At 70.2% G+C, this 2,493-nt stretch carries 2 protein-coding genes; one reads left to right on the top strand and one right to left on the bottom strand.

All coding sequences use genetic code 11. From position 1 onward, the window contains the following. The first annotated feature begins 102 nt into the window (after positions 1–102). Positions 103–468: a thioredoxin family protein gene (locus tag D7V88_RS40645; protein ID WP_120545845.1), complete on the top strand. Its 366-nt coding sequence runs from the start codon at positions 103–105 to the stop codon at positions 466–468. 21 nt (positions 469–489) lie between these two features. On the opposite strand, the gene D7V88_RS40650 is transcribed toward D7V88_RS40645, so the two are convergent. Continuing rightward, entirely contained in the window at positions 490–2,352 is a 1,863-nt protein-coding gene (locus D7V88_RS40650; protein ID WP_120545846.1) for an ABC transporter ATP-binding protein, read from the bottom strand. Between the last annotated feature and the right edge of the window lie 141 nt (positions 2,353–2,493).

A 2,493-nucleotide genomic window follows, 5' to 3' on the forward strand; every position in this document is an offset into this window, starting at 1 on the left:
TCTTCGCCGTGGGCTTGCGGCCCCCCGCACCCGCCGCCCGCCTGCTCCGGGGCCTGCCAGGCCGGGTGGAAGCGCTGGCCTCCCGGGGTTAGGAAGGACGCCATGGCGCATCCCGTGAGCTACGAGGCGACGACCGAGACCTTCGACTCGCTCGTCCTGGAACCCCGCGACGAGCTGGTGGTGGTGGACTTCTGGGGTCCCGGCTGCCCGAATTGCGACATCTACGCGGCGGCCGAACCGGACCTCCTGTCGGAGCTGGAGGGCGCGCCCATGCGCGTCGTCAAGGTCAACGCCTACGAACACGAGGCCCTGGCCACCCGCTTCGGCCTGCACGGCATCCCCACCTTCCTCTTGTTCCTCAACGGGGAACGGCTGGGGAAGATGAGCCAGTACTACGGCAAGCCGTACTGGCTGGGCGTCATCCGCGACCACCTGCCCAAGGCCCCGGCCCCGGCCAGCGCGTCCTGAGCCGGAAGGCCGGACCCGGGCTCACTGGTAGCCCCGCGCCTGCAACCGGAACAGGTGCGCATACCGCCCGTCGAGCGCCATCAGCTCGTCGTGGCTGCCCAGCTCCTGCACGGTGCCGTTGTGCAGCACGGCGATCTGATCCGCCATGCGCACCGTGGAGAAGCGGTGTGAAATCACGATGGCGATGCGGTCCGCGGCCAGCGCCTGGAAGCGCTCGAACAGCGCGTGCTCCGCCTCCGCGTCGATGCTGGCGGTGGGCTCATCCAGGATGAGCACCTCCGCGTCGTCGCGCATGAAGGCGCGGGACACCGCCAGCTTCTGCCACTGGCCGCTGGACAGCTCCTGGCCCTTCTCGAACCAGCCGCCGAGCATCGTGTCGTACTGACCGGGCAGCGCCGCGATGACCGAGTTCGCCCCGCCCTGCTCCGCCGCGCGCTCGATGCGCGGCCGGTCCTCCAGCGCGTCCACGTGCCCCAGGCCGATGTTCTCCGCCACGCTGAACTGGTAGCGCACGAAGTCCTGGAACACCGCCCCGAAGCGGCTGCGCAAATCCCCCACGTCCATCGCCGCGGTGTCCACGCCGCCGTATTGGATGGTCCCTTCCGTCGGCTCGTACATGCGCAAGAGCAGCTTCACCAACGTGCTCTTGCCCGCGCCGTTCTCCCCCACCAGCGCCAGCTTCTGGCCGGGCTTGAGCGTCAGGTTCACGTTGCGCAGCGCCCACGCGTCCTTGCCCGCGTAGCGGAAGGACACGTCGCGCAGCTCGATGGCGTTGGTGCGGCCTCGCGGCGGGTGGAGGGCCGGCAGCACGTTCGGCGTCTCACCCGTGGTGGGGATGTCCAGGTAGGCGAAGAGGTTGCTCATGAAGAGCGCGTCCTCGTACATGGAGCCCACGCTGGTGAGGATGCCCTGGAACGCGGCCTGCCCCTGCCGGAACACGGCCAGGTACAGCACCATGTCGCCCACGGAGATGCCGCCCGCCGCCGCGCGGCTCGCCACGAAGAGGTAGCAGCCGTAGAAGGCCGCCAGCGACACCAGGCCCAGGCCCAGGCCCCACGCCATGCGCTTGCGCGCGAGCGCCCGGTCCTCCGCGAAGAACTTCTGGAACAGCGTGCGGTAGCGCCCCAACACCAGCGGCCCCAGGCCGAAGAGCTTCACCTCCTTCACGGTGCTGTCGCGCGTGAGGATCCACTCCAGGTAGTTGAGCTTGCGGCCCTCTGGAGCCCGCCACGAATAGAGCCGGAAGCCCTCCGCCGCCAGCCGCGCCTCCGCGATGAAGGCGGGGATGGACGCGGCCAGCAGCACGAGCACGCTCCACGGAGACAGCGCCACGAGCAGCACCGCGTAGGTGGACAGGGTGATGACGTTGCGCACGATGCTGAAGGCCTGCATCACCAGCGACAGGGGCCGCGCGTTCGCCTCGCGCCGCGCGTTCTGCATCTTGTCGTAGGTGTCCGAGTCCTCGAAGTGCTTGAGCTCCAGCTCCAGCGCCTTCTGGAGGATGCGCTCATTGAGCAGGTTGCCCAGGTGCGCGCGCAGCAGGTCCCGGGTGAGCGTCAGGCCACGGTCCACCACCGCGGAGCCCACCATCAGGCCGAACTCCATCGCCACCAGCCCCAGCACCCGCGAATGCGCCGTGGTGTCGCCCTGCGCGGCGGCCACCACCGTGTCCACGATGAGCTTGCCCACCCACGCGATGCCCGCCGGCAGCACCGCCGCCACCAGCGTGAGGATGCCCAGCACCACCGCGCCCCGGGGGCTCGCACGCCAGAAGAGCTGGAAGGTGCCGGGGAGCTGCTTGAAGAGGATGCCCGCGTTCTTCAGGCGGGCGCGGAGCGACGCGGGGGGTTGCGTGACGGGAGGAGCCAAGATGCCGCCCCTCATAACGCGCTGGCGCCCGCCGCGCTGGCCTCCCCACCTCACTTCCGCGAACGCCCGCGTGCCTGGACGCGGGCGGCTTCACTGCCGCGAACGCCCGCGTGCCTGGACGCGGGCGGCTTCGCTTTCAGTCACGGGCTCCGGGGC

The organism is Corallococcus terminator (genome assembly GCF_003611635.1).
GTDB classification, from domain to species: Bacteria; Myxococcota; Myxococcia; order Myxococcales; family Myxococcaceae; genus Corallococcus; species Corallococcus terminator.

Bases quoted from the DNA above. Each gene is read 5' to 3' on its own strand.
- D7V88_RS40645 (WP_120545845.1), top strand. From the start codon at position 103: ATGGCGCATCCCGTGAGCTACGAGGCGACGACCGAGACCTTCGACTCG.
- D7V88_RS40650 (WP_120545846.1), bottom strand. From the start codon at position 2,352: ATGAGGGGCGGCATCTTGGCTCCTCCCGTCACGCAACCCCCCGCGTCG.